The 25,342-nt window shown below is 74.3% G+C and carries 20 protein-coding genes and 1 riboswitch; of the genes, 6 read left to right on the top strand and 14 right to left on the bottom strand.

The window, feature by feature from the left end:
- Window positions 1-37 precede the first annotated feature (37 nt).
- Together OHS17_RS09870 and OHS17_RS09865 are read right to left on the bottom strand one after the other, a co-directional pair.
- Entirely contained in the window at window positions 38-700 is a 663-nt protein-coding gene (locus OHS17_RS09870; protein WP_164629825.1) for an HAD-IA family hydrolase, read from the bottom strand.
- 164 nt (window positions 701-864) lie between these two features.
- Entirely contained in the window at window positions 865-1,920 is a 1,056-nt protein-coding gene (locus tag OHS17_RS09865) for a peptidoglycan-binding domain-containing protein (RefSeq protein WP_330311868.1), read from the bottom strand.
- Window positions 1,921-2,055: 135 nt separating this feature from the next.
- Here OHS17_RS09865 and OHS17_RS09860 point away from each other — a divergent pair, with 135 nt between their 5' ends.
- Window positions 2,056-4,116: an MDR family MFS transporter gene (locus OHS17_RS09860; RefSeq protein WP_383165970.1), complete on the top strand. Its 2,061-nt coding sequence runs from the start codon at window positions 2,056-2,058 to the stop codon at window positions 4,114-4,116.
- A gap of 7 nt (window positions 4,117-4,123) precedes the next feature.
- On the opposite strand, the gene OHS17_RS09855 is transcribed toward OHS17_RS09860, so the two are convergent.
- Window positions 4,124-4,627, bottom strand: coding sequence for a GNAT family N-acetyltransferase (locus tag OHS17_RS09855; RefSeq protein ID WP_330311866.1), 504 nt, complete (start codon window positions 4,625-4,627; stop codon window positions 4,124-4,126).
- A 56-nt stretch (window positions 4,628-4,683) separates the two neighbouring features.
- On the opposite strand from OHS17_RS09855, the gene OHS17_RS09850 reads away from it, so the two are divergent.
- Window positions 4,684-5,775 carry a serpin family protein gene (locus OHS17_RS09850; RefSeq protein ID WP_330311865.1) on the top strand — a complete coding sequence of 364 codons (1,092 nt, stop codon included), beginning with the start codon at window positions 4,684-4,686 and terminating at the stop codon, window positions 5,773-5,775.
- Window positions 5,776-5,936: 161 nt separating this feature from the next.
- Here the strand turns inward: OHS17_RS09850 and OHS17_RS09845 are convergent, their stop codons facing one another.
- On the bottom strand, window positions 5,937-7,028 hold the full coding sequence (locus OHS17_RS09845) for a DUF2330 domain-containing protein (RefSeq protein ID WP_330311864.1): 1,092 nt from the start codon (window positions 7,026-7,028) through the stop codon (window positions 5,937-5,939).
- Window positions 7,029-7,381: 353 nt separating this feature from the next.
- On the opposite strand from OHS17_RS09845, the gene OHS17_RS09840 reads away from it, so the two are divergent.
- Window positions 7,382-9,331, top strand: coding sequence for a bifunctional glycosyltransferase 87/phosphatase PAP2 family protein (locus OHS17_RS09840; RefSeq protein WP_330311863.1), 1,950 nt, complete (start codon window positions 7,382-7,384; stop codon window positions 9,329-9,331).
- A 116-nt stretch (window positions 9,332-9,447) separates the two neighbouring features.
- On the opposite strand, the gene OHS17_RS09835 is transcribed toward OHS17_RS09840, so the two are convergent.
- Complete coding sequence (locus tag OHS17_RS09835) at window positions 9,448-10,404, bottom strand: AEC family transporter (RefSeq protein WP_330311862.1); 957 nt, start codon at window positions 10,402-10,404, stop codon at window positions 9,448-9,450.
- A gap of 130 nt (window positions 10,405-10,534) precedes the next feature.
- Here OHS17_RS09835 and OHS17_RS09830 point away from each other — a divergent pair, with 130 nt between their 5' ends.
- A complete protein-coding gene (locus OHS17_RS09830; protein WP_443066127.1) occupies window positions 10,535-11,806 on the top strand; it encodes an alpha/beta hydrolase in 1,272 nt (423 codons plus the stop codon).
- A gap of 82 nt (window positions 11,807-11,888) precedes the next feature.
- On the opposite strand, the gene OHS17_RS09825 is transcribed toward OHS17_RS09830, so the two are convergent.
- The 6 genes from OHS17_RS09825 to OHS17_RS09800 all read right to left on the bottom strand — a co-directional run bounded on the left by OHS17_RS09825 (window position 11,889) and on the right by OHS17_RS09800 (window position 18,289).
- Window positions 11,889-12,326, bottom strand: coding sequence for a transglycosylase SLT domain-containing protein (locus OHS17_RS09825; protein WP_330311860.1), 438 nt, complete (start codon window positions 12,324-12,326; stop codon window positions 11,889-11,891).
- Window positions 12,327-12,629: 303 nt separating this feature from the next.
- Window positions 12,630-13,499 (bottom strand): ECF transporter S component, encoded by an 870-nt coding sequence (locus OHS17_RS09820; protein ID WP_383165956.1) that lies wholly within the window; start codon window positions 13,497-13,499, stop codon window positions 12,630-12,632.
- A complete protein-coding gene (locus OHS17_RS09815) occupies window positions 13,451-15,175 on the bottom strand; it encodes an ABC transporter ATP-binding protein (protein WP_330311858.1) in 1,725 nt (574 codons plus the stop codon). Before OHS17_RS09815 ends, OHS17_RS09820 begins: the two co-directional genes overlap by 49 nt.
- Window positions 15,172-16,332, bottom strand: a complete 1,161-nt coding sequence (locus OHS17_RS09810; protein WP_330311857.1) for an energy-coupling factor transporter transmembrane protein EcfT — start codon at window positions 16,330-16,332, stop codon at window positions 15,172-15,174. Before OHS17_RS09810 ends, OHS17_RS09815 begins: the two co-directional genes overlap by 4 nt.
- Window positions 16,329-17,030, bottom strand: coding sequence for an SCO2322 family protein (locus OHS17_RS09805; RefSeq protein WP_330311856.1), 702 nt, complete (start codon window positions 17,028-17,030; stop codon window positions 16,329-16,331). Before OHS17_RS09805 ends, OHS17_RS09810 begins: the two co-directional genes overlap by 4 nt.
- The gene (locus OHS17_RS09800) at window positions 17,027-18,289 is read right to left on the bottom strand and encodes a prenyltransferase/squalene oxidase repeat-containing protein (RefSeq protein ID WP_330311855.1); all 1,263 of its coding nucleotides are present in this window, start codon (window positions 18,287-18,289) and stop codon (window positions 17,027-17,029) included. Before OHS17_RS09800 ends, OHS17_RS09805 begins: the two co-directional genes overlap by 4 nt.
- A gap of 122 nt (window positions 18,290-18,411) precedes the next feature.
- Window positions 18,412-18,480, bottom strand: a riboswitch (cobalamin riboswitch).
- 267 nt (window positions 18,481-18,747) lie between these two features.
- On the opposite strand from OHS17_RS09800, the gene OHS17_RS09795 reads away from it, so the two are divergent.
- Together OHS17_RS09795 and OHS17_RS09790 are read left to right on the top strand one after the other, a co-directional pair.
- Window positions 18,748-19,386 carry a helix-turn-helix transcriptional regulator gene (locus OHS17_RS09795; RefSeq protein WP_330311854.1) on the top strand — a complete coding sequence of 213 codons (639 nt, stop codon included), beginning with the start codon at window positions 18,748-18,750 and terminating at the stop codon, window positions 19,384-19,386.
- A 47-nt stretch (window positions 19,387-19,433) separates the two neighbouring features.
- Window positions 19,434-19,901: a DUF3291 domain-containing protein gene (locus OHS17_RS09790; protein ID WP_330311853.1), complete on the top strand. Its 468-nt coding sequence runs from the start codon at window positions 19,434-19,436 to the stop codon at window positions 19,899-19,901.
- A 52-nt stretch (window positions 19,902-19,953) separates the two neighbouring features.
- Here OHS17_RS09790 and OHS17_RS09785 read toward each other — a convergent pair whose 3' ends face one another.
- From OHS17_RS09785 to OHS17_RS09775, 3 genes are all read right to left on the bottom strand, one after another.
- Entirely contained in the window at window positions 19,954-22,164 is a 2,211-nt protein-coding gene (locus OHS17_RS09785; protein ID WP_330311852.1) for a bifunctional glycosyltransferase/CDP-glycerol:glycerophosphate glycerophosphotransferase, read from the bottom strand.
- A 163-nt stretch (window positions 22,165-22,327) separates the two neighbouring features.
- Window positions 22,328-24,298, bottom strand: coding sequence for a helix-turn-helix domain-containing protein (locus OHS17_RS09780; protein ID WP_330311851.1), 1,971 nt, complete (start codon window positions 24,296-24,298; stop codon window positions 22,328-22,330).
- A 37-nt stretch (window positions 24,299-24,335) separates the two neighbouring features.
- Complete coding sequence (locus OHS17_RS09775; RefSeq protein WP_073863392.1) at window positions 24,336-25,154, bottom strand: 3-hydroxybutyrate dehydrogenase; 819 nt, start codon at window positions 25,152-25,154, stop codon at window positions 24,336-24,338.
- Window positions 25,155-25,342: the final 188 nt, after the last annotated feature.

The raw sequence follows: 25,342 nt of genomic DNA, 5'->3' as shown, positions 1-25,342 counted from the left end.
ACGCGGTCGGCGGGGCTTTGGGCGCCCCGCCGGGAGACTACCGCGCCTCGACGTGCAGCGTGATCGTGCCGTCCGCCGCCGCCTCGACGCGCAGCTGCGTCAGGTCGGCCACATGGGCGTCCGGGGAGTGGGCCCCGGCGCGCGGGCCGACGCCCACCACGCGCATACCGGCCGCCCGGCCCGCCGCGATGCCCGCCTCGGAGTCCTCGAACACCACGCAGTCCGCCGGGGCGAAGCCCAGCGCCGCGGCGCCCTTGAGGAAGCCCTCCGGGTCCGGCTTGCTGGCGCCCACGCTCTCGGCGGTGATGCGGAGGTCCGGCATCCGCAGCGAGGCGGCGCCCATCCGGGCCGTCGCCAGCGCCAGGTCGGCCGAGGTGACCAGGGCGTGCGGAAGGGCGGCGATGGCGTCCATGAACGCGGGGGCGCCGCCGACCGGGACGACGCCCTCGGTGTCGGCGGTCTCCTCGGCGAGCATCACCTTGTTGTCCGCGTGGTTCTGCTCCATCGGGCGCTCCGGGAGCAGGACCGCCATCGTGGCGTAGCCCTGCCGGCCGTGGACCACCTTCAGCGCCTCTTCCGGGTCGAGACCGTTCCGCAGCGCCCAGCGCCGCCAGCAGCGCTCCACGACGGCGTCGGAGTTCACCAGGGTGCCGTCCATGTCGAGCAGCAGGGCGCGGGCGGTGAGGGCGGTGGCCGGCATGGGCGGGCTCCAGAGCGGGGGGAAGCGATCGCCGCGGGGGTGAGCGGCGCGGGAGATCAAGCGGCCCCCGCCCGCCGGTCAGGGTGTGCGCGCAGGGGCCACTTTGTTTCTCCACGATACAAAAACGGGGTCGCGAATGCGAATCCCCTCCCGGAGGTGGTCCGTCAGTGGCGCCCGCGCCCCGTCGTCACCGCCTCCAGGCGGCTCCGGGTGTTCGGGCCGTAGACACCGTCCGGGTCCCCGTCGATGTTCCACCAGGTCTGGAGGTCGCTCACGGCCTGCTCCGTGCGGTCCCCGTAGGCCGAGTCGACCGGGCCGTTGTACACCCAGACCTCCCGGAGCCGGTTCTGGAGCTCCGCGACCTCCGTGCCCCGGTCCCCCCGCCGCAGGGTCCCGGCGTCGTCCGTCGACGAGGGGGGCGGGGCCACGCCCTCGACCGGGGCGCTGCTGCTCGCGGTCGCCGACGGGGACGCCGGGGCGCCCGCGCCGGGGGCCGAGGAGGACGCCGTGGCGGACCGGGAGGGAGAGGCGGAGGACGAGGCGGAGGCGGACGACGACGCGGAGGCCGATGCCGACGAGGTGGGGGAGGCGGAGCGGCTGGGCGCGGCGGAGGCCGAGGACGAGGCGGACGGCGCGGGCTCGCCGCTCTCCTCGGGGAGGCTGGTCACCGTGGAGGGCAGGGCCTGGTCCAGGTCGGCCTCCCCGCCGCCGTCCCCGTTGAACAGCCCGCCGACGAAGGCCGCGGTGCCGACCACGGCGACCACGGCCGCCACCGCGATCACCGCGGCGAACGGTTTGCGGCGGCGCGGGGCCACCGGGTCGGGGCCGGTGAGCAGGAGGGCGGTGTCGTGCTCCCCGGTGCCGGGCTCCCCGGCCCGCGGCGCGGCGCCCGGGTCCAGGAACAGCGGCATCGTGGTCGCCGCGTCGCCCTCGGGGCCGTAGACCTGCGGAGCACCCGGCGGGGGCGTCGTGGGCGCCGTCGCGGTGCCGTCGCCCAGGGTCACGTACGGGCGGATGCGCAGCGGGTCGAAGTCCTCCGCCGCGGCCATCTCCGCGGACCGGCCCGCGTGGTGCTCGTCGGCGACGCGCTGCTGCTCGGCGGCCCGCTCCGGGTCGGTGACGTAACCCGGCGTACCGGTGTTCCGGCCCGCGCAGGCGCAGCCGGGAGCGGCGCCCGGTCTGCTCTCCGTACCGCACTCCGGGCATATATGTCCGGCCATCGTGGGTCCCCTCCCCTTGAACTGCCTGCGATTATGCAGCCCGCCGCCGAGAAGCCCAATCATCCGGCCTCCCGGCAGGCCATAACGGGGCAGAGCGGACAGGATGGGGGTGTAGCGGATCCGAGGAGATGTCTCATGGCCCAGCAGCTGAGCCCGACGGCCCAGGCCCCCGGCGGGGACCGCTCCACGCGGTCGGTCCTGGTGGCGATCGGCGCACTGCTCCTCGGCATGCTGCTCGCGGCACTCGACCAGACCATCGTCTCGACCGCGCTCCCCACCATCGTCAGCGACCTCGGCGGGCTCGAACACCTGTCGTGGGTGGTCACCGCCTATCTGCTGGCCTCGACCGCCGCGACCCCGCTCTGGGGGAAGCTGGGCGACCAGTACGGGCGCAAGAAGCTGTTCCAGACCGCGATCGTCATCTTCCTGATCGGCTCCGCGCTCTGCGGTCTCGCCCAGAACATGCCCCAGCTGATCGGCTTCCGCGCCCTCCAGGGGCTCGGCGGTGGCGGTCTGATGGTGCTGTCGATGGCGATCGTCGGCGACATCGTCCCGCCGCGCGAGCGTGGCAAGTACCAGGGGCTCTTCGGTGCCGTGTTCGGCGCGACGAGCGTCCTCGGGCCGCTGCTCGGCGGCTTCTTCACCCAGCACCTCAGCTGGCGCTGGGTCTTCTACATCAACCTCCCGATCGGCGTCGTCGCCCTGCTCGTGATCGCCGCCGTGCTGCACATCCCGGTCCGCCGGACGAAGCACACCATCGACTACCTGGGCACCTTCCTCATCGCCTCGGTCGCCACCTGCCTGGTCCTCGTCGCCTCGCTCGGCGGCACCACCTGGGCCTGGGGCTCGTGGAAGATCATCGGCCTCGCGGTGCTGGCCGTGGTGCTCCTGATCGCGTTCGTCCTCGTGGAGCGGCGCGCCACCGAGCCGGTGCTGCCGCTGAAGCTGTTCCGGATCAGGACCTTCAGCCTCGTCGCGGTGATCAGCTTCGTCGTCGGCTTCGCGATGTTCGGCGCGATGACCTATCTGCCGACCTTCCTCCAAGTCGTGCACGGCATCACGCCGACGATGTCCGGTGTCCACATGCTGCCCATGGTGTTCGGGCTGCTCATCACCTCGACGGTGTCCGGGCAGATCGTCAGCCGTACGGGCCGCTGGAAGGTCTTCCCGGTCGCCGGTACGGGCATCACCGCGATCGGGCTGCTGCTCCTGCACCGGCTGACGGTGTCCAGCGGCACCTGGGAGATGAGCGCCTACTTCTTCGTGTTCGGCGCGGGCCTCGGCCTGGTGATGCAGGTGCTCGTCCTGGTCGTGCAGAACGCCGTCTCGTACCGGGACCTCGGCGTGGCGACCTCGGGGGCGACGTTCTTCCGGTCCATCGGGGCCTCGTTCGGCGTGGCGATCTTCGGCACCATCTTCACCAACCGGCTCACCGACAAACTCGGCGACGCGCTCGCCGGGCGTCCGCTGCCGCCCGGGGTCGACGCGAAGAGCCTGGCCGCCGACCCGCGCGCCCTCGGGCAGCTGCCGGACGCGCTGCGGGGGCCGGTGCTCCAGGCGTACTCGACGTCGATCACGGACGTCTTCCTGTACGCGGCACCCGTCGTCCTGGTCGCCTTCCTCTTCGCCTGGCTGCTCAAGGAGGACAAGCTGCGCGGATCGGTGACGGCGCCGGACCCGAGTGAGACCCTGGCGTCGAACCCGGTCGAGCGCTCCTCGTACGACGAGTGCGCGCGGGCCCTGTCCGTGCTGGCCACCCGGGAGGGCCGCCGCGAGGTCTACGTCAAGATCACCGAGAAGGCGGGCTTCGACCTGCTGCCCGCCGCCAGCTGGATGCTGCTGCGGATCAAGCGCCACGGCACGGTGGAGCCCGCCCGGCTCGCCGAGGTGGCGCCCGTGCCGCTGCGGGTGATCAACGACGCCGCCCGGCAGCTGGAGGGGCGCGGGCTCGTCCGGCGGGTCGGGGTGCAGATGGTGCTCACCGAGCCGGGCGCGGAGGCGGTGGTGAAGCTCTCCCAGGCCCGCGAGGACTCCCTGGCCGAGCTGCTGGGCGACTGGTGGGGGCCGGACCGGCCGACGGACCTGGTCGCCCTGGTCTCCGAGCTGACGCGGGAGACCAGCGGGTCCAGCAAGGAGCGCCCGCACAGCCCGGAGCCGAAGCGCGACCACGCGGCGGGGCACCCGTACCGGGACTGACCTGCTGTTATACGGGGAAGGCGCCGGCTCTCGGGGCCAGTTCCTTGGCGAACCAGCGTTCCCTGTAGGGACCGCTGCTGAACGCCGGGACCTCCCGGTAGCCGTGCTTCGCGTACAGGCCCCGGGCCTCCACCAGGTCGTGCCGGGTGTCCAGCCGGAGCACCGCCACCCCCAGCGCCCGGGCCCGCTCCTCCAGCGCCGCGAGCAGCAGCCCGCCGCCGCCCGTGCCCCGGAACTCCGGGCGGACGTAGACCCGGGTCAGCTCGGCGGTGTCCGCGGCCACGAGGACCAGGCCCGCGCAGGCGGCCGCCCGCCCCCCGTGGCGGCCGACGACGAAGTCGCCGGTCGGGGCGGTCAGCAGCGCGGCGCCGTCGTCGGTGAGCCCGTCCTCGATCTCCTCGGCCGTCGCCGGGCGCCCCCAGTACCGGCTGGCCACCTCGTCGTAGTAGTCCCACCGGAGCAGGGCCGCGTCCGGGGAGTCGAAGGGTTCGGGTGCCACGGTCCAGGTCATGGGGGCATTCTTGCTACCGCACAGGTGTATGAGCCAGGCGATTTCGAGGGGGCGGCGTGGTGGCGCAGGGGAACGGGGCCGAGGTGCTCCGGCGGCTCGGCGAGCGGTGGATCCGGGAACTGGCCGGTCCTGGCGGCGACTTCGTCTGTTCGCCCGCCGGGCTCTGGCTGGCCCTGACCGCGCTCGCGGCCGGGGCGCGCGGGGAGACCGCCGAGGAGCTGCGGGCGGTGCTCGGGGCCGCCGGGGACGAGGCGGCCGGAGCGGCGACGGCCACGGCCCGGGCGCTGGCGGCCACCGACGGGCTGGGCGTGGCGACCCGGGTGTGGACCCGGACCCCGGTGCACCGCAGGCTCCGGAAGGCGCTGCCCGACATCGGCTTCGGGCCCATGGAACCGGACGAGGCGGACGCCTGGGTGCGGAAGACGACCGGCGGGCTCATCGAGCGGCTGCCGGTGACCGTGACCGACCAGATGCTGCTGCTGCTCGTCAACGCCCTCGCGCTCAAGGCGGACTGGGCGATCCCCTTCGAACGGGAGGCGACCGAGGACCGGCCGTTCACCGACGCGGACGGCGTCACCCGCGAGGTGCCGACGATGTTCGGGACGCCTTTGTCGTGGGACGTCTGGATGACCGGGGGCGCGTTCGTCGTCGATCTGCGGTGTGCCCGGCGGCGGAACGGGCCGGACCCGGTCAAGGTGCGCCTCGTGCTGGGGCGGCCGGGCGAGGGGGCGGCGGAGGTGCTGCCGGCGGCCTGGGCGCCGAAGGAGGCGCGGACCGCACTGAACGCGGACGCCGTGACCCTCGCGGTCCCGCGCTTCACCCTTCGTACGCACATCCAGGCCACACGCCATCTGGCGGCGCTCGGGATCCGCCTCGCGACGACCCCCGCCGCCGACTTCTCCGGGCTCTCGGCCACCCCGCTCATGCTCTCCGAGGCGGTGCAGGAGGCCGTGCTGAAGGTGACCGAGGAGGGCCTGTCGGCCGCCGCCGTGACGGCGCTGCCCGCCCCGGCAGGCGCGGCGCCGGGCCCGCCCCCGCGCCGCCTGCACCTCGCCTTCGACCGGCCCTTCGGCATCGCCGTCCTGGACCCCGGCGAGGAGGTCCCGCTCTTCGCCGGCTGGCAGGCGGAAACCCCCTCCGGGGACTAGGGCCTGTCCGGCGGATCATGGCCGGGGTCGCGACGCCTGGCACGGCACCTCGCCGCGTTGCCGAAACGCCCGAATAGCTCCGCTATCAGGACGCTCCGGCGCCTTGCGATGCACCGCACCAGACGCCGCGCCCTATCCGACCCTGATCCGCCGGACAGGCCCTAGCGCAGCGGCGGCGGCGTGAAGACCGGCGGCGGGGGCAGGACCGGGCGCCGTCGCCGGGCGCGTACCACCAGGAACAGCGGCAGGGCCACCACCAGCAGCGCGCCGCCGAGCAGCGTCAGCACCCAGGCGGGCATACCGCCCCAGGTCAGCAGTGCGTCCCGGTGGACCACGGTCCGGTACGGGGTGTCCTCGGCGGTCGCCCGCAGCTCGTGGTCGCCGTCGATCCGCTGCGGCGACGGGAAGTACTGGTCGATGGCCGTCACGAAGACCGGCTTGTCCCCGGTGACCGCCGCCAGCGCCTCGTACGGCTGCTTCGCGGGGTCGACGCGGCCCGCGTACGAGACCTTCGGGGGCCGCCCGCCGATCGCGCCGCGCGGTTCCATGCGGTGGTCGGCCAGGATGTACAGGCCGAGCGACTGCGGGGTGGCGGCCAGCTTGGACAGGCGCATCGGATAGACCAGCCGGTCGCTGGCGAAGCGCAGCCGCAGCGGTTCGAGCGTCCCGCTCAGCGTGCCCCCCTGGTTCTCCGGCGCGAGGCGCACCGCCACGTACTCCCACTTCTGATCGACGTACGGGGTCAGGGCCGTGGCGAGGCGGTCCGGCAGCTCGAAGCCGTTCTCCTTCAGCCAGCTCTCCAGCGCCTCCGGGTCGGTCGCCGCAAGGCGCGCCACGTCGAACGGGCCGAGCCGTTCCCGGCCGACCACGTCGACCGGGGCAGCGGCCTTGGGGGCCCCGGCGCCGTCGGCGGAGGAGTTCCCCGAACCGCCGAACGGCCAGTCCTTGTCGCGGGGCCAGAAGTAGTGCCGCTCCTCGGTGACCGGGGCGGTGATCGCCCGGAGCTCGGAGAAGAGGGCCGCGTCGCCCAGCTCGACCGTGGCGCGGTGCGGCACCGGCATGATCCAGGCTGCGTCCGGCGCGTTCCCCCGGACGCTCAGCTGCATGACGATCTGCTCGGTGCGGCCGTCCCAGCCGACCGCCGACGTCTCCCGGTCGACCGACACCTGACTGTCCCGGTGCACCACCATCGCCCCGCAGCCGCAGGCGTACGCCGGTGCGATCAGCGACCCCACCTGGAGCGACACCAGCATCAGGAGCAGAGAGAGCCCCCGGACCGCCCAGCCCCCCGTCCCTCTTTCTCTCCCCGCGCGGCGCATCTTCCGTCCTCCCCGTCGTTACTGATCACGGGCTCAGACGTGCGCGGGCCCCGGCCGGTTCCGGCCCCTGCGCCCACCCGGGCGGGCGGACTTTCCGCCAAAGCCGGGTGACAGTCAGGCGTAAAAGGGGTTGATTGGGTCTACCCAAGAGCACAATGCGAAGGTTTCACACATGCCGGACAATCGGCCGGCACCAGACCTGGGAGGGTCGGCGCAGCGTGGCGAACGCGGAGCACGGTGGCAGCACAAGCGCGACGGCGGGAGCGGGAACCGGAACGGTACGGGCGGTGCTCTGGCTGGTCGCGGCCGCACTGGCCGTCCGGCAGATGGCGGTGGTGCTGCGGCAGCCGCCGGGGCAACGGCTCACCGATCTGGAGACCTGGACCGGTGACAACGGGGTGCTCCACGTGACCGGTTCGCTGTACGACACCGACCGGTTCACCGGCACCCCGTTCTCCGGGCTCGTCCTCAAACCGCTGACCCGCACCGCCGAACAGAGCCTCGGGGTCGCCTGGACCTTCGGCTCGCTGCTGCTCGTCGCCGCCCTCGGCCTCGTCGCCGCCCGCGCCCTGCCGGGGCCGGTCGGCCGGCGCACCGCGCTGCTCGCCGCGCCCGTCGCGATCAGCCTGCTGATGCTCTCGCTGCCGGTGCGCAACGCCCTCCACCTCGGCCAGGTCAGCATCCTGCCCGTCCTCCTGGTCCTCGTCGGCCTCTTCGCCGTCCGGGGAGAGCGCAGGGCCGGGGTGCTCATCGGCGTGGCCGCCGCCCTCCAGCCGACCGTGCTGCTCTTCGCCCTGCTGCTGTGGCTCACCGGAAGACGCCGTTCCGCACTCACCGCGGCCGCCGCGTTCGCCGCCTGCACCGCACTGGCGTGGGCCGCGATGCCGCACGACTCGTGGACGTACTGGGTGCACCACGTCGCCGGGGCGGGCCTCGGCGACCAGACCGACGGCCTCGCCAACCAGTCCCTGCACGGGGCGCTGCTGCGCCTGGGCCTCGCCGGTCCGGCGGAGATCGCGCTGTTCCTCGCGCTCGCCGCCGCCGTCTGCGTCATCGGCCTGCGCCGCGCCGTGCGGTACGCGCGCGACGGGCAGCTCCTCCTCGCGGCGGCCGTCACCGGCTGCGTCGCCGTCGCCGTGTCCCCGACCGCCTGGCAGCACCAGCTGCTCTGGGTGCTGCTCGCCGTGGTCGGCCGGGCGGGCCGCAGCGCCTCCGACCGGCTGGTGTGGCCGGCCGTCGTGGTCCTGGTGACGACGCTGCCGGGCACGATGCTGCTGCCGAACGTGGGGGCGCTCTTCCCGGTACGCGACAACGTGCTGCTGATCGCCGCGCTCGGGGCCGCCTGCGTGACGCCGTTCCTGCCACGCACCTCCCCGTACTGGCAGAAGCCCGTGCCCACCGCGTACGCGGAGCCCGTCCCGGCCCGTTGGAGCAGGGTGCCGCTGCTGCCCGTCTGGCGTCGGGTGCTCAGCCGGCCCAACCTGCTCCTGGAACTCCTCCTGATCCGCGTCGTCTACTCCGCGTACGGGCATGTCCGGCTGGCCGCCACGGCCGGGCGGGACACCGCCGAGCGGCACGGGCACCAGATCCACTCGCTCGAACAGTGGCTGCACATCGACATCGAGCACCGGATCAATCACGCGGTCGCGGGCGTCGGCCGGCTGCGGGACTTCTTCGATTACTACTACTCGACGTTCCACTTCATCGTCCCGCTGGCGATCCTCGCCGTGCTGTACGTGCGCCGCCCCGCCGACTACCGGTGGGCCCGGTCCACCCTCGGCTTCGCCACGCTCCTCGCGCTGGTCGGCTTCTGGCTCTACCCGCTGGCCCCGCCGAGGCTGATGCCCGGGCTCGGCTTCATCGACACGGTGCACGGGGTGCAGGACTTCACCAAGCCGGACTACGGGGCGCTGACGGCGGTGACCAACCAGTACGCGGCGATGCCCTCGCTGCACTTCGGCTGGTCCCTGTGGTGCGGGGTGATCATCGTGCTGCTCGCCCCCAAGGTGTGGATGAAGGCGCTCGGGGCGCTGCATCCGCTGTTCACGGTCTCCGCGATCGTCGCGACCGCCAACCACTGGGTGCTGGACGCGGTGGGCGGGGCGGCCGTCGTCGCGCTCGGGTTCCTGATCACGTACGTGCTCGCGGGGCCGCGGCGGCTGCGCGTGGCGCCGGAGGCGGCGGAGGGCGAGGTGGTCCGCGCGCCGGAGGGCGAGGCGCTGGCGGGCAGGCGGTAGCCCGCGCGCGGACGAAGGGGTGCGGGAGAGGTGAAAACGCCCTCGCACCCCTTCGCCCTGTGGATCGTCGCCCCTCCAGCATCCGCCCGGAGCCTCCGCCCCGCCACCCGAACGGCTCACGGCCCCAGCGCCCACGCGGCCACCGACAGCGTGACCATCGACACCAGCGTGGAGGCCACGATCGCGTCGCGGGCGAGTCCCGTGTCGAGGCCGTACTCACGGGCGTAGATGAAGGAGTTCTGCGCGGTGGGCAGCGCCGCGCACAGCACGACCGCCAGCAGCTGGTGGTCCGGGAGGTGCAGCAGTGGGCCCGCGACGAGCAGGGCGGCCAGCGGCTGGCCCAGCGTCTTCACGGCGATCACCACCGCCGTCTCCGCCCGCTCCCGGCGCGCCCGGCCCCCGCCGCCCGGGCCCCGGTGCAGCGACAGGCCGAGCGTGATCAGGGCCGTCGGCACCGCCGCCGCGCCCAGCACGTCGCACGGTTGCGTCACGGCGGCCGGCAGCCGCAGCCCCGTCGCGGAGACGGCCACCCCGAGCAGCGAGGCCAGGATGATCGGGTTGCGCAGGGGCATCGTGAGCAGCCGCCGCACCCCGCCGCCTGGGCGCCGCCCGTCCGCCCCGTCCGCCCCCTCCGTCCCGGACTCCACCAGCGTCAGGACCACCGGCGAGAGCACCAGCACCTGGAAGAGGATGACCTGCGCGACGAACGAGGCGTCGCCCAGCACCTGCACCGCCACCGGGATGCCCAGGTTCGCGGAGTTCACATGGCCCGAGGACATGGCCCCGATCGCCGCGTCCGGCCGCCCCCGGCCGAAGACCCGCCGGACCAGGACGTACCCGGCCCCCGCCGCCACGGCCGTGCTCGCCGCGAACGCCACCATCGACGGATGGCCGAACACGTCCGGGCTCGCCCCCGACACCATCGTGAACAGGGCGGCGGGCATGGCCACATGGAAGACGAACCGGCCGAGCACGGCCTCCGCCTGCTCCCCGAGCAGCCCGCCGCGCCCGACCGCGTAACCGATGCCGGTCAGGACCCAGATGGGGGCGAAGGCGGAGAACAGGGCATGCATGGCCGCCATGATCCCCGTACGCCTGTTCGGCACGGTGGCTGCCCCCCGGCGCGGGGTGCACTCAAGTCCACTCCGGGCCGGGGGGCCACGCGGATGCCGACGCGGAGATTCCGTTCCTACGGTCGTGGACATGGACAACGAAGCGATCAACTCGCCCCGGAAGCACGGCGTTCGGCGCCTTCTCGCGGCGGCCACCGTGGTGGTCCTCGCCGCCCTGGGCACCGTGCCGGCCACCGCCGCGCCCCGGCCCGCGACCGGCCACGACGCGGCGGTCACCGGCCGGCACGAGGCGCGCGGGACCCTCCTCGCGGTCACCCCCGTCGCCCGCCACGACCGGGCCGGGGTGACCGCCTTCCTCGCCGGGGCCGGGATGAGCACGGACACCGTCCGCCACGGGGTCCGCGCCTACCGCCTCACCTACGCGACGATCACCCCGCAGGGCCGCCCCACCACCGCGACCGGCCTCCTCGTGCTGCCCGACGGCGGCGGCCACCGGCTGGACCTCGTCTCCGACACCCACGGCACGATGGCCCACCGCGACTACGCCCCCTCGGTCGGCGAGGACTTCGGCCGCTACGCCCCCTATCTGCACGCCGCCGCGGGGCGCGCGGTCGCCGCCCCGGACTACCTGGGCCTCGGCAAGGGCCCCGGCCGCCACCCGTACATGGACACCGCCTCGGCCGTCAGCGCCTCGCTCGACATGCTCCGTGCCTCGCGCACCGCAGCGTTCCGGCTGGACCGCCCGCTCACCGGCGACGTGTACGCGAGCGGCTTCTCGCAGGGTGGCCAGGTCGCCATGGCCCTGGGCAAGGCCCTTCAGCACGGCGCCGACCGGCACTTCCGGCTGCGCGCGCTGGCGCCCGTCTCCGGCCCGTACGACATCGAGCACGCCGAGACGCCCGCCCTCTTCGACGGCCGGGTCAACGACACCAGCGGCCTCTTCTACATGACGTACTTCCTCACCGCGCAGAACCGGCTGCACCCGCTGTGGAAGGACCCGTCCGAAGCGTTCCGGGAGCCGTACGCGGATGCCGTGGACGACCTCTTCGACGGCAGCCACTACGAGGAGGAGATCATCCCGGCCCTCCCGGCGAACCTGAGGGAACTGCTCACCGACCGCTACTACCGCGAGCTCCAGCACCCCACCGGTGCCCTGCTCGCCGCGATCCGCGCCCAGGACGGAACCTGCGCCTGGAAGCCCGCCGTCCCCGTGCGGCTCTACACCTCCTCGGGCGACACCGACGTGCCCGTCGCCAACGCCCGCAGCTGCGCGGCGGATCTGGCGCGGCGGGGAGTGCGGGCGCCGGTCGTGGACCAGGGTGACCTCAGCCACAACGAGACGTACCTGACGTCGGGCCCACAGATCGTGCGCTGGTTCGACCGGCTGGCGGCGCGCCGCTGACTTCCGGCTCCGGACAGGCCGAAAGCCCCGACCGCGCAGGGCGGTCGGGGCTTTCGGGTTCACTGGCTCGAGCCGGGCCGGCTCAGTACCAGTTGTGGGCCTGCCAGAAGGACCAGGCGCCACAGGGGCTGCCATAGCGGGAGTTCATGTAGTCCATGCCCCACTTGATCTGCGTGCCGGCGTTGGTCTTCCAGTCCGAGCCGGCGGACGCCATCTTCGAACCGGGCAGCGCCTGGACCAGGCCGTACGCGCCGGACGAGGCGTTGGTCGCGCTCGGGTTCCAGCCGCTCTCGTGGCTGACGATGTTGCTGAAGCACTGGAACTGGGCGTCGTCACCGATCATCTGCTTCGCCGTGTCCTGGGCACTCCCGGCGGAGGTCGGTGCGGCGGACGGGGCCGCCATGGCCGGGGAGACACCCAGGCCGATGCCGGTGGCGCCCAGCAGCACGGAGGCGCCTGCGATGGCGGCCTTGCGACGGGTGGTGCGGGGCTTGGCGATGAGGTTACGGGCGAACGTCACAGGGAACCTAACGGTCGGGAACGGGGGAGTCGCGGCTCGGTCCGAATCCTGCGTGGACCGGCGCTCGTTGACCGCGATCCATGGTGAGGACCCTGCGGTGCTCGGCGACGAGATCCAGTCTTAGCGAGCCCGTTCGGCCGTGGCAACGACCCCTGATACGACCCCGCCTCGCACCCGGGGCCGAAGGTCCCGAACCCCCTCAAACCGCTCCATAGCAGGTCGTGGGCGGTGCGGTGGGGCCGCGCGATCCCCGTGGGCGGCTCCTAAGCCGCTTCGTACAGGACCAAGGTCCTGTGGGTGCCCTCACTCGCGAGGAGCGTCGAATGTGACCTGGGCCTCGAAGGAGGCCCGCCGCGTCGCCCGCCGCAGCGCCTTCAGCAGCGGCGCCCCGACCGCCAGCGTCAGCACGATCGTGAGCACCGCCCGGCCCAGGTCCCAGCCCAGCGAGGTCGTCGCGCAGTACGCGAGGAAGCGGACCAGGTTGTCGCCCAGCGGGTCACCGGCCCGGAACGAGATGCCCGAGGCGAGGCCCGGCACGATCGTCCACCCGTACAGATTCATGATCGTCCCGTACGCGAGCGAGGCGACGGCCCCGTAGGCCGCCAGCATCAGCAGCTCGCCGCGCCCGCGCAGCCGATCCGGTCCGGGCAGCAGCCCGGCGCCCATCGTGAACCAGCTCATCGACAGCATCTGGAACGGCATCCACGGCCCCACCCCGCCGGTCAGCAGCGCGGAGGCGAACATCGTCACGGACCCCAGCACGAAGCCGAAGCCCGGCCCCAGCACCCGCCCGCTCAGCACCATCAGGAAGAACATCGGCTCCAGGCCCGCCGTGCCCGCCCCCAGCGGGCGCAGCGCCGCCCCGACCGCGGCCAGCACCCCCAGCATCGCGACCGCCTTCGCGTCGAGCCCGGCGTCCGCGATCATCGCGACCACCACCCCGACCAGCAGCGGCAGCAGCGCGGCGAACAGCCACGGCGCGTCCTGCGCGTGCGCGAGCCCCGAGTCCCGGTCCGCGAGCAGCGGCCACCCGAAGGCGGCGATCCCGATCGCGCTGATCAGCACCAGCGCGACGACCGCCCGGGGGCCCAGCCGGACCGGGCGGCCACGCCTCAGCACCTCGCTCACGCGCCACCTCCCAGGGCCGCGCGCACCTGGGGGACGGTGAGCCATTCCTGCGGGGCGAGGATCTTGGCGGTCTGCGGGGCGAACGCGGGCGAGGACACCACGACCTCGGCGGTCGGGCCGTCCGCGACGACCTCCCCGTCGGCGAGGATCACCACCCGGTGCGCCAGCTCGGCGGCCAGCTCCACGTCATGGGTGGCGAGCACGATGGCGTGGCCCTCGGCGGCCAGCGCGCGCAGCACCCCGACCAGCCGGGCCTTCGCCGCGTAGTCCAGACCCCGGGTCGGCTCGTCCAGGAGCAGCAGCGGCGGCCGGGCGGTCAGCACCAGGGCGAGGGCCAGGGCCAGGCGCTGCCCCTCGGACAGATCGCGGGGGTGCGTGTCGTCCCCGACCCCCGGCAGCAGCTCCGAGACCAGGGCCCGGCAGCTGCCCGGCTCCGCCCCGGCGTCCGCGTCGGCCGCCGCGCACTCGGCGGCGACCGTGTCCGCGTACAGCAGATCGCGCGGCTCCTGCGGTACGAGGCCGACGCGGCGCACCATCTCGCGCGGCGGAGTCCGGTGCGGGGGCAGGCCCCCGGTCAGGACGGTGCCGGAGGTGGGCTCGACCATGCCGACGAGGGCGCCGAGCAGCGTGGACTTGCCCGCGCCGTTGCGCCCCATCAGGGCCACGGTCTCCCCGGCCCGGACGGTGAGCGACACCCTGCGCAGCGCTTCGACGCGGCCGCGTCGGACGCCGAGCCGTTCCACCTGGGCGGCGGGGGCGCCGGTGGCGGGTTCGGGGGCCTCGTGCGGGTCGCGCCGGAACAGCCGGGCGAGGGCGCCCCGGGCGGGAGCGGGGCGTGGCTCGGGGAGAGGGGCGTCGGGCATCGCGGACCGGGGCGCGTCCTCGTCCACCGGCCCCGGCGCCGCCTCCGCCAGCCGCTCGCGCAGGGCGCCGGCCCTGCGCCGCGCGTCCCGGACCGTGAGGGGCAGCGGGTCCCAGCCCGCGAGGCGGCCGAGCGCGACGACCGGGGGGTGCACCGGGGAGACCGCCATCACCCCGGCGGGCGTCCCCATCACCGGGGCGGCGCCCGGCGAGGGGAGCAGGACGACCTGGTCGGCGTACTGCACCACGCGCTCAAGGCGGTGCTCCGCCATCAGGACCGTGGTGCCCAGGTCGTGGACGAGCCGCTGGAGGACCGCGAGAACCTCCTCGGCCGCCGCCGGGTCCAGGGCGGACGTCGGCTCGTCCAGGACGAGGACGCGTGGGTGCGGGGTGAGGACCGAGCCGATCGCGACGCGCTGCTGCTGGCCCCCGGACAGGGTGGCGATCGGGCGGTCGCGCAGCCCGGCCAGGCCCAGCAGGTCGAGGGTCTCCTCGACCCGCCGCCGCATCACGTCCGGGGCCAGGCCCAGCGACTCCATGCCGTAGGCGAGCTCGTCCTCCACCGTGTCGGTGACGAAGTGCGCCAGCGGGTCCTGGCCCACCGTGCCCACCAGGTCCGCCAGCTCCCGCGGCTTGTGCGTCCGGGTGTCGCGCCCGCCCACGGTGACCCGCCCGGTCAGCCGGCCGCCCGTGAAGTGCGGCACCAGCCCCGAGACGGCGCCGAGCAGCGTGGACTTGCCTACCCCGGAGGGGCCGACGAGCAGCACCAGCTCACCCTCCGGGATCGTCAGGTCGACCCCCGAGAGTGTGGGGCGCTCGGCCCCCTCGTACCGCACCGAAACAGCGTCGAACCGGATCACACCTGCTCCTGGAAGCCTGTGGGGGAGGGCGGGACGGGCGCGACCACCGCCGGAAGGAGCCCGAGCAGCACCGCGGCGGCCGGCCACAGCGGCAGTACGGGAGCGGTCAGCGGTATGACACCGGGGTGCAGTGCCGCCGGGTCGGCGGTCCCGGCCCGGATCATCGCCGCCGCGACCGCCGCGCCGGACCCGGCGATCAGCCAGGCCCGTACGCCCCAGCGGTCGGGCCGGTAGCGGGTCCGCACCGAACGCGCCCCGCCGAGGCGCAGCCCCGCCATCGCCGCGAGGAGACCGGCGACGAGCAGCGGAACGCCGTAGCCCGCGCCCTCGGCGGCCAGCAGCCCGTACGTACCGGCGCACACGCCGAGCAGCCCGCCGAGCGTCAGGACGTTCGTGGTGTGCCGGACGGCGGCCGGGACGCGGGCGGTACGCCCGTAACCCCGCGCGTCCATGGAGGCGGCGACGGCGACCGACCGTTCCAGGGCGCCCTCCAGAACCGGCAGCCCGATCTGGAGGACGGCCCGCACCCCGCCGGTCGGGCGGCCGCGCAGCCGGCGGGCGGTGCGCAGCCGCAGCACGTCGGCGACCATGTTCGGCGCGAACGTCATCGCCACGACGACGGCGACCCCGGCCTCGTACAGCGCGCCGGGCAGCGACTTCAGCAGCCGGGCCGGGTTGGCGAGGGAGTTCGCCGCGCCGACGCAGATCAGCAGCGCCGCCAGCTTCGCCCCGTCGTACAGCGCGAACAGCATCTGCTCGGCGGTGACCCGGCCGCCGATCCGGACGCCCTTCGCCCAGTCGGGCAGCGGCACCTCGGGCAGCGTGAACAGGGTGTGCGTGCCGGGGATCGGCGAGCCGAGGAAGACGGAGAACAGCAGCCGGACCGCGATCACGAAGAGCCCGATCCGGATGAACATCCCGTACGACCGGGCCCACGGCGCGTCCGTGCGGCGCGCGGCCACCACATAGCCCGCGACCCCGACGAGCAGGCCGAGCAGCAGCGGATTCGTGGTCCGGGACGCGGCGGTGGCCAGGCCCAGCGCCCACAGCCACCACGCCCCGGCCGGGACCGCGTTGGAGCGGGTCGCGGCGGGGGCGCGCCAGGCGGGGAGCCGGTGTGTCGCGGTGTCCGCGCGGCCGGCCGTCGTGCCGGTCATCCGCGGCGGCGGCGGGCCTGCGCGACTGCGGCGATGCCGAGGAGCAGCACGGCGCCGATCCCGACGAGTATGCCGACGGACGGGCCGCCGTCGTCGCCGTGGGCTTCCGTGGAGGAGGCGGTCGAGGTGGGTGCCTCGCTGCCGCCGTCCGTGCCGCCGTTCGAAGCGCCGCCGTCCGTGCCGCCGCCGGTCTGGGAGACCTGCTCGCCGCAGCCGGTGGACGGGTAGTCGGAGATCGCGCAGAGCATCGCGCTCGCGTCGTAGCGCAGCGGCTTGGCGACCGCCGCCAGGGCCTCCGCGCTGCTCGCGTCCTTCGCGACCCGCGCGCAGGCGGTACGCAGCGGGGGCGGGGCCTCCCCGTCCGGCGCGTCGGCGGCGGTGCCCGGGTCGATGACGACCGCGACGCGCTTGCTGCCGTTCTTCGCCGGGGTGTCCGCGCAGACCTTCGCGAAGTCGGGGGCGCTGCGCGGCTTGGACGCGTCCTGGGAGTCCGCGCTCACCGCGAAGCGGAAGCCCTGCACCGAGCCGTCGTCGGGCCGGACGAGCGACGGCCCCTGGGTGGCGTACGACCAGCCCTTCCCCGAGCCCTCCCAGAACGACCAGTAGCGGTAGCCCGCCGCCTGTGCCGCGCCCGCGCCGACCAGCGCCAGCACGGCGCCGACGACGAGGAGCGCGAGCGCCCGTGCGACGCGGCTCACAGCTGCTGGTTCTTGCGGCGGCCGCTGATCAGGAAGCCGGCGCCCGCGCCGACCGCGAGGCCGATGCCGACGAACCACCAGACGCCGCCGATGCCGTCGCCGTCGCCGCTGTCCTTCTTCTCCTCGTCCTCCGTGGCCGTCGGCTGCGGCTTCTTCACGCCGGCCGGCTCGGGGCCGGTCGCGTTCAGCTGGGAGACGAGGTCGGCGCCGCCGAAGTCGTGGACGTCGGCGCCGGTCGCGTGGGCGGCCAGGATCAGCTGGGCGTACGCGGCGGGGCCGCTCTGCTTCGCCCAGGCGGCGGAGTTCTTCTTCAGCCAGGCGACCGGGGCGGCCGCCTTGTCCTTGTGCCCGGCGGCGGACAGGGCGACGACCGCGTCGGCGGTGTTGCCGAAGTCGGGCTGCGGGGCGCTGTCCTCCGCACCGGGCATCGGGGCGGCGTCGAGGTGGCCGCTCTTGGCGAGGGCCGTCGCGAGGTAGGAGGCGCCGTTCTGAGCGGCCTGCTCCGGTTCGAGCGGGGAGCCCTTGTGGCAGGCGGGGTCCTTCACGGCCGCGTTGTCCGAGACGACCAGGCCCTTGCCGAGCGCGCCGAGGACACCGGCGGCGGTGGCGTCACCGTTGGCGGCGAGCTTCCCGGCCTTGTCGGGCTGGTAGGCGAAGGCGCCGCCGTCCTTGCCGCCGCAGGGGATGGAGAACGTGAGCAGCGCGGCGTACGGGGTCTTGCCGCCGTGCGTCGTGACGTCGCCCAGCTTCTCGCCGGCCCGGGCGAGGGTGCCGATCACGATGGACGTGGAGTTCGCGTCGCTGGGGCTGCCGGCGGTGTAGCCCCAGCCGCCGTCCTCGTTCTGGACGGACTTGAGCCAGCTGACCGCGTTCGCGACGGCGTCCTGGTGCCCGCCGACCGCGCGCAGGGCCTGGGCGGCGGCGGCCGTCGCGTTGGTGTCGACCATCGTCTTGTCGGTGCAGGGCGCGGAGGCGTCCGGGCGGTACGCGGGGAACGCGCCGCTGTCGCACTGCTGCCCGGTCAGCCAGTCGACGGCCTTCGCGGCCGGGGTCACGCCGGTGGCCTGCTGCGCGAGGAAGGCGAGGGACTGCCGCCACACCCCGTCGTACGTCGGGTCACCGGTGCCGTACAGCCCGGAGGGCAGCGCGGCCGAGGGGGAGGGCGAGGGAGACGGCGCGGCGACGGCGGCCGGGGCGGCGGCCGCGAGGAGCGCGGCGGCGGTGACGGCGAGCGTGGTGGCGCTGCGGCGTGCGGTCATGGCGGGTGGTGCCTCTCCTGGGGACCGGGCACGGCACACACGGCACCAGGCTCCGGCTCCGTATACCTCGACGGGGCGGGCCACCGGGGTTCCGGCGGCGTGAGCGGGTCACGACGCGGACAGGGCATTCCGACTTCCGCCTGGGGCGGTTTACGGCTGCGGGTCAGTGCCGGATTCGCACCGGCTTCCCCCTGAACGGGCATAGTGACGACGCGGCCAGTCTAGCGGGCGGGGTTTGTACCCCCACCCGCCCCTTCCCGAAACCGGGGCGCTGCCCCGGGCCCCGCTCCTCAAGCGCCGGAGGGGCTGAGTTTCGGGGCGCTGCCCCGACCCCGCGCCTCAAACGCCGGCAGCGGCAAAATCAAACCCCTGCGGCGATTGAGCAGCGGGGGTTCGGGGGCAGCAGCGGGGGTTCGGGGGCAGGGCCCCCGAGAGGTGTGCGGCCTAGACTCGGGGCCGTGAGCAGTGATGATGCCGCCCTGGACGCGCTGGCGGTGCTCGGGGACCCCGTGCGCCGCAGCTTGTACCGACACGTGGCCGCCGCCCCCGGCGACGTCACGCGGGACGCCGCCGCGGACGCGGTCGGGGTGACGCGGGCCGTGGCCGCGTTCCATCTGGACAAGCTCGTGGACGCGGGGCTCCTGGAGACCACCTTCCGCCGGCTCTCCGGCCGCACCGGACCCGGCTCCGGGCGGCCGTCCAAGCTGTACCGGCGGGCGGACGGGGAGTACGCCGTCTCCGTGCCGCCGCGGGCGTACGACACCGTGAGCCAGTTGCTCGCCGAGGTGGTCGAACGGGCCGGGCTCGACACGGAGTTGCAGGCGGCGGCCCGGGCCGCCGGGGAGGCGGCGGGCGTGGCGGACCCCGTCGTGGCGCTGCGGGAGCGCGGCTACGAACCCTACTGGGACTGCGGGAAACTCCGGCTGCGCAACTGCCCGTTCCACGCGCTCGCGGAGCAGTTCCCGGCCCTGGTCTGCGGGATGAACCTCGCGGGCATCGAAGGGCTGCTCGGCGAGGGCTGGAGTGCCGCCATGGACCCGCTGCCGGAAGGGTGTTGCGTCGCGATCGAGGGGCCCGAAGGGGTCGGCGAAGTCTAAAAAAGAATCCGTTGACTTTAGAAGGTTCGCCCGGCCATGCTGGGGCCGTGAACGACTTCCACCTTGCCCAGGTCAACGTCGGGCGCATCCTCGCCCCGCTCGACAGCCCCCAGCTCGCCGACTTCGTCGCACAACTCCCCGAGATCAACGCCCTCGCCGACCACGCCCCCGGCTTCGTCTGGCGGATGGTGGACGACGGAGGGGCCGACGCGACGGGGCTCCGCCCCGAGGACGAGGACGACCTCCTCCTGTTCAACTGCTCCGTCTGGGAGTCGGTCGACGCACTGAAGGCGTACGTCTACCGCAGCGACCACCTGAGGGTCATGGCCCGCCGCCGTGAATGGTTCGAGCGGCTGGCCGACCACCACATGGCCCTGTGGTGGGTCCCGGCCGGCCACCGCCCGGGCGTCGCCGAGGCGATGGACCGCGTCGCCCTCCTCCGCGCGAAGGGCTCCACCCCCGAGGCCTTCACCTTCCGCGCCCCGCACCCCCCGCCGACGGGCAAGGCCTCCTAGGGCCTGTCGTCAAACTGGCGTCGCCCGGCAGACGGCAGTTTGACGACAGGCCTTAGGGCCTGGGGGCCGGGGTGCGCCGCGCGAGCGGGACCGGGGCCGGGCCCTCCTCGGAGAGGAAGAGGCGGCGGACGACGCGTTCGGCGGCGTGGCCGTCGTCGTACGGGCAGAAGCGCTCCCGGAACGCGGCCCGCAGCGCGGCCGACTGGGCGTCGCGCCAGCGGCCGCTGCGGAAGACCTCGACGAGCTCGTCCTCGGTGGCCGTGACCGGCCCCGGGGTGTCGCCGGGAAGGCCGGAGAGCAGGTCGAAGGTGACCCCGCGGACCTGGTTGTACGTCTCCCAGTCGTCGGCGTGGATGACGATGGGGCGGTCGAGATTGGCGTAGTCGAAGATCACGGACGAGTAGTCCGAGACGAGCACGTCCGCGGCCAGGCACAGCTCCTCGACCGAGGGGTGGCGGGAGACGTCGATGACGCCGTCCTGCCCGGCGAGTTCGCCCAGGCGCGGGCTCCGGCTGTCGAGCGGGTGCGGCCGGACCAGCAGGACGAAGTCCTCGCCCAGCGATGCGGCCAGCCGGGCCGGGTCGAAGGGCGGCGTCCACTCCTTGCGGTAGTCCCGGTGGGTCGGCGCGTACAGCACGGCCGTCCTGCCGGGGGCGATGCCGAGCCGGGCCCGGGCGGCGGCGACGTCCTCCGCGCTCGCCGTGCAGAAGCGGTCGTTGCGCGGATAGCCCGTGGCCAGGGACTCGAAGGTGCCGGGGTAGACACGCTCCCACTGGGCCGTCGAGTGCGGGTTGGCGGACACGCTCAGGTCCCACTGGTCCACCCGCTCCAGGAGCCGGCCGAAGTCCAGGTTCCGGGCGGCGGCGGGATAGGACTTCCGGTCCAGGCCCATGCGCTTGAGCGGCGTGCCGTGGTGCGTCTGCGCGTAGACCTGGCCCGGGCGCTTGACGATGCCGTCCGGGAAGTCGCCGTTGCTCACGAAGTACGTGGCGCGGGCCATCACCTCCCAGTAGCGGCCCGACCCGGGCACGACGTAGTCGATGCCCTCGGGCACCTCGCGGGCGAGTTCCGCGCGCACCAGCCACACCCCGCGCACCTCCGGGGCCAGCTCCTTCGCCTTCTCGTGGACGGCCAGCGGGTTGCAGGAGGGCAGTCCGCCCCCGTACGAGGAGTAGACGGCGAGGTGCGGGTCCAGCGGGCGCCTGCGGTGCACGCCGTACAGGCGCTCGGCCGCCCGCTCGCCCGCCTTCGCCGTGATCCTCCGGACCTTCTTCGGGCCCTTCCGCCTGGCCCGGACGGCGAGCTCGGTCGCCCGGTAGGTGGCGAACGACCGCTTGGCCAGGGCGCGCAGGGAGGCCCCGACCGCCCCGCCCGGCGGCGTGAACCCGGCCGGGAGGTGCTTCGCGTAGAAGTCCGCGGTGAGGGCGAAGAAGTCCTTGCGGTCGGCGGCCTGCACCCGGTCGGGGCGCTTCAGCACGAACAGCATGTGGTCCATGGCGCGTTCGAACAGCAGGCTGTGCGCCCAGGCCAGTCCGGGGCGCTCGGCGAGCGCCGCGAACAGCCCCTCGTACTGCCCGAAGATGTCGAAGTGCTTGCGGCCCGGCGTCTTGGTGATCGCGCCGTGGCGGCGCTGGCGGTACTCGACGCCGACCCGGTCCAGGCAGCCGATGCGCTCGGCCGTGACCATCGCCAGATGGGAGACGGGCGCGTCCTCGTACAGGCCGGGCGCGTACTGGAAGCCCTCCTGCAGGAAGAACTCCCGGCGGAACGCCTTGTTCCAGGCCACCAGGAACAGCTCGATGAACTCGGGCCGGTCCTGGATGCGGAAGACGTCCGTGCCCGCCCGCGCGACCAGGTCCGCGGTCTGGCTGCGCGGACCCTTGCCGTACCAGTGGGTGCGCACATGGTCGAAGACGAGGATGTCCAGGTCACCCGCCGCGTCGAGCCGGTCCGCGAGCGCCTGGAGCAGGCCGGGGGTGTAGGAGTCGTCGCTGTCCAGGAAGAGGACGTAGTCGCCCCGCGCGTGCTCCAGCCCGGCGTTGCGCGCCCGCCCCAGGCCCACGTTCTCGGGCAGGTGCACCGCCTTGACGCGCGCGTCGCGGGCGGCGTACTCGTCGATGATCGCCCCGCAGGCGTCCGGCGAGCAGTCGTCGACCGCGATCACCTCGATGTCCCGGAACGACTGCCCCAGCACCGAATCCAGGCACGCGTGCAGATACCCCTGCACCTTGAACACAGGGACGACAATGCTGAATCGGGGCATTCGGGAACTCCAGGTGACGTGCGGGACTGCGGGAGGTCGGACAGACAAGACTCCCGAGCCCGCCGAAGCGTTGTACGAGGTGAGGAGGGGTGCGTCCGCACTCTGCCGGTACCTTACGGGCTCGGCGCCGGGCAGAAGGTTTCAGGACGGGCCCGGGCGGGCCCTAGGACCTGTCCGCCCCCGACAGCAGGTGCAGTCGCAGCGCGAGCTGCAGTTCCAGCGCCCGGTCCGGTTCGTTCCAGTCGCGGCCCAGGAGCACCTGGATGCGGTCCAGGCGCTGCACCACCGTGTTCACATGGACGTGCAGCTCGTCCTTGGCCCGGATCAGGCTGCCGCCCGCCCCGAAGTACGCGCTCAGCGTCCGCACCAGATGCGTGCCGCGCTGCGCGTCGTACTCCAGCAGCGGCCCCAGCGTCGCCGCCACGAAGCCGTCCACGTCCTGCGCGTTGCCCAGCACCACGCCCAGGAACCCCAGCTCCTCCACGCACGCGCCCTCGCCCGTCCGCCCCAGCACCCGCATCGCCCGCAGACAGCGCGCCGCCTCCGCGTAGGCGGCGGCCAGCTCCCCGGCGCCCCGGGCCGGACCGGCGGCCGCCACCGTGACGGGGGCCTGGGCCAGCTGCCCCAGCTGGGCCGCCGCCGCCCGGGCCGCCGCCCCCGCGTCCGTACCGGTGGCCTCGGTCAGCAGCACCACCGTGCCCGCGTGCTCGGCGCTCACGCCCTGGTGCTCGCCGCCGAACAGGAAGCGCATCGCGGCCGGGGCCAGCCGCTCGCGCGCCCCGGTCTCCGCCACGAGCAGCAGATGCGGGCGGTCCAGGTCGATGCCGAGGCGGCGGCCCCGCTCGGCCAGCCCGGCCGGGTCGCGGGCCGGGTCCGACAGCAGGTCCGCGATCAGCTCACCGCGTATCCGGTTCTCCGTCTCGGCCACCGTGCGCCGCAGCAGCAACAGCAGCCCCGTCACCACCGCCGACCGCTCGAACAGCCGCCGGTCCGAGTCGTCCAGCGGGCGGGCCCGGTGCAGGACGAGCCCGGCCAGCAGCTCCTGCCCGGCGAGCACCGCGCACACCACCCGCCCGTCGCGGTGCACCGCCCGCGCGCCCGTACGCGACTCCTCGGCCGCCTCCGCCAGCCAGCCGGCGTCCATGCTGTCGGCGGCGAAGCCCGTCCCGTCCGGGCGGACGGCGGCCAGCGGGCGGCCGCCCGGGTCGTGGATGGTCAGCGGCGAGCCGAGCAGCCCGGCGACCGCCGCCGCCACGTCCTTGACGTCCCGGCCGCGCAGCACCAGGTCGGTGAGCCGGTCGTGCGACTCCTCCGCCCGCCGCATGGCCGCCGAGTGCGCCCGCACCGAGGCGTTGGCCTCGGCCAGCTCCGCGTTCGCCTCGGCCAGTTCCGCCAGCGCCGCCGTGGTGTCGGCGAGCGCGCGGGCCGTGTCGATGGCGATCGCCGCGTGCGCCGCCAGCGAGCAGAGGAGGGCCACCTCGTCCGGGCTGAAGACCCGGGGGGAGCGGTCGGCCGCGAACAGGACGCCGATCACCTTGCCCGTACCGCCCCGGTTCGACCCCAGCAGCAGCGGCACGCCCAGGATCGCGACCAGGCCCTCGTCCAGGACCCCGGCGTTGATGTTGCGGGTGTGGCGGAAGCGGTCGTCGGTGCGGTAGTCCGGCGTCGCGTACGGGCTCGCCGTCTGCGCCACCAGGCCGCCCAGGCCCTCGCCCAGCTCCAGGCGCAGCCGCTGGAAGAGCACGGAGACCGAGCCGTCGGTGACCCGCATATAGGTGTCCCCGGCCTCCTCGTCCGGGAGCGTCAGATACGCGGTGTCCGTGCCCAGCAGCATCCTGGCCCGCCGCACGATCGCCTTCAGCACGTCGTCCAGGTCGCGCGACGCCGCCAGGTCCCCCGCCGTGTCGAACAGCGCGGTCAGCTGGGCCTCGCGGCGCCGGTGCTGGCGCAGCGCGCTCCTGATCCGCAGCGCGGTCGCCGTCGCCCGCTCCACCTCCGCCAGCTCCTCGGCCGGCACCCCGTCCGCCCGCGCCTGCGAGGAGACCGCCCCCAGCGCCTCGGCCGGGGCGTCGTCGGCCAGCAGGTCGAACAGGCGCCGGAGGTGGGGCGCGGCGGAGGGGAGCGGTTCAGGCATGGCGTTCCAGGGTTCCTCGGGGGTTCGGGCAGGCGGGTCAGTTCGCGGTCCAGCCGCCGTCCATGGAGAGCGAGGAGCCGGTGATGTGCCCGGTGCGCGGGCCGCACAGCCACAGGACCGCCTCGGCCACGTCCGCCGGTTCGATCAGCCGCTTGACCGCGCTGCGCTCCAGCATCACCCGCCCGACGACCTCCTCCTCGGAGATGCCGTGCGTGCGGGCCTGGTCGGCGATCTGGTTCTCCACCAGCGGGGTGCGCACGTACCCGGGGCAGACGCAGTTGCTCGTCACCCCGTGCTCCGCCGCTTCGAGCGCGACCACCTTGCTCAGCCCCTCCAGCGCGTGCTTGGCCGTCACATAGGCCGATTTGTACGGGCTCGCGCGCAGCCCGTGCACCGACGAGATGTTGACCACGCGCCCCCAGCCGCGTTCGTACATGCCCGGCAGGGTCCGGCGCAAGACGCGGAACGGGGTCTCCACCATCACGCGCTGGATCAGCGCGAACCGGTCCGGCGGGAACGCGTGCACCGGGGCCACGTGCTGGATGCCCGCGTTGTTGACCACCACGTCCACATCGGCGGGCAGGGTGTCCACGACGTCGGGCTCGGACAGGTCCACCACCCAGGGCGTCCCGCCGATCTCCTTCGCCAGCCGCTCGGCGGCCTCACCGGCCCGGTCCACGACGTGCACATGGGCGCCCGCGGCGGCGAGCACCTGCGCACAGGCCCGCCCGATGCCGCTCGCCGCCCCGGTCACCAGCGCGGTGCGCCCGGCCAGGACGGGTTCTGCGGGCGCCTGCGCGGGGCCGCCGGGCGCGGGGGCGGCGGGCTGGTGATCCGGTCTGCGGGAAGTCTCCATGGCGGTCACGGTAGGTACGCGCGGCCCCGCGTCACACGGCGTCGGTGCACACACCCGCGTACCGGGGCATGGTGCGGGCGTACATGGTGCGGGGTCCCGGGCGGCCGCCGGGGCGCGACCGGCGGGGGCCGCCGCCCGGGGCCCCTCGCCGCGCCCCGTCGCGCAAGGGCGTCGGAGCACACAGCGGG

It is taken from the genome of Streptomyces sp. NBC_00523 (assembly GCF_036346615.1).
In the GTDB taxonomy this organism is placed as follows: Bacteria; Actinomycetota; Actinomycetes; order Streptomycetales; family Streptomycetaceae; genus Streptomyces.
This window is presented reverse-complemented; position numbering and strand designations above follow the sequence as displayed.

Coding starts and splice junctions, on each gene's coding strand:
- OHS17_RS09870 (WP_164629825.1), bottom strand. CDS start 700: ATGCCGGCCACCGCCCTCACCGCCCGCGCCCTGCTGCTCGACATGGAC.
- OHS17_RS09865 (WP_330311868.1), bottom strand. CDS start 1,920: ATGGCCGGACATATATGCCCGGAGTGCGGTACGGAGAGCAGACCGGGC.
- OHS17_RS09860 (WP_383165970.1), top strand. CDS start 2,056: ATGGCCCAGCAGCTGAGCCCGACGGCCCAGGCCCCCGGCGGGGACCGC.
- OHS17_RS09855 (WP_330311866.1), bottom strand. CDS start 4,627: ATGACCTGGACCGTGGCACCCGAACCCTTCGACTCCCCGGACGCGGCC.
- OHS17_RS09845 (WP_330311864.1), bottom strand. CDS start 7,028: ATGCTGGTGTCGCTCCAGGTGGGGTCGCTGATCGCACCGGCGTACGCC.
- OHS17_RS09835 (WP_330311862.1), bottom strand. CDS start 10,404: ATGCATGCCCTGTTCTCCGCCTTCGCCCCCATCTGGGTCCTGACCGGC.
- OHS17_RS09830 (WP_443066127.1), top strand. CDS start 10,535: ATGGACAACGAAGCGATCAACTCGCCCCGGAAGCACGGCGTTCGGCGC.
- OHS17_RS09820 (WP_383165956.1), bottom strand. CDS start 13,499: ATGGCTCACCGTCCCCCAGGTGCGCGCGGCCCTGGGAGGTGGCGCGTG.
- OHS17_RS09810 (WP_330311857.1), bottom strand. CDS start 16,332: ATGACCGGCACGACGGCCGGCCGCGCGGACACCGCGACACACCGGCTC.
- OHS17_RS09800 (WP_330311855.1), bottom strand. CDS start 18,289: ATGACCGCACGCCGCAGCGCCACCACGCTCGCCGTCACCGCCGCCGCG.
- OHS17_RS09785 (WP_330311852.1), bottom strand. CDS start 22,164: ATGCCCCGATTCAGCATTGTCGTCCCTGTGTTCAAGGTGCAGGGGTAT.
- OHS17_RS09780 (WP_330311851.1), bottom strand. CDS start 24,298: ATGCCTGAACCGCTCCCCTCCGCCGCGCCCCACCTCCGGCGCCTGTTC.
- OHS17_RS09775 (WP_073863392.1), bottom strand. CDS start 25,154: ATGGAGACTTCCCGCAGACCGGATCACCAGCCCGCCGCCCCCGCGCCC.